Source organism: Pseudomonas fluorescens (assembly GCF_902498195.1).
GTDB lineage: Bacteria > Pseudomonadota > Gammaproteobacteria > Pseudomonadales > Pseudomonadaceae > Aquipseudomonas > Aquipseudomonas fluorescens_BU.
Window position 1 is genome coordinate 1 of the sequence record NZ_CABVIY010000023.1, and the last position, 539, is coordinate 539.

At 61.6% G+C, this 539-nt stretch carries 1 pseudogene; it reads left to right on the forward strand.

Going from position 1 to position 539, the window contains the following annotated elements:
• Positions 1–339, forward strand: a pseudogene (locus tag F8N66_RS31335) (porphobilinogen synthase); the annotation flags it as partial.
• Positions 340–539 lie beyond the last annotated feature (200 nt).

The following is a 539-nucleotide window of genomic DNA, read 5'->3' on the forward strand; positions in this document are numbered from 1 at the left end:
GCGCTCAAGGGCGACCGTAAAAGCTACCAGATGAACCCGATGCACCGCCGCGAAGCGATACGCGAATCGTTGCTCGACGAACAGGAAGGCGCTGATGCGCTGATGGTCAAACCGGCCGGTGCATACCTGGACATCATCCGCGACATCCGCGAAGCCTCGCGCCTGCCGCTGTCGGCCTATCAGGTGAGCGGTGAGTACGCGATGATCAAGTTTGCCGCCCAGGCCGGGGCCATCGATGAAGACCGTGTGGTGCGCGAGAGCCTGGGGGCGATCAAACGCGCCGGGGCAGACCTGATCTTTACGTACTTTGCGATGGACCTGGCGCTGGCGGGGATCTAGGCACCAGCGCATATCCCCCTTGTAGGAGCGAGCTTGCTCGCGATGGTCGTTAACGATGACACGTGTTTCCTGGCTAAACGCGGCGGCCTTGAGTCCATCGCGAGCAGGCTCGCTCCTACAGGGAGATGTGGTGTTCTCAGGGCGCGCCGAAAAACGGCCGGATCCCGTGATCACGGAAATACCGTTCGATCACTTTCGGG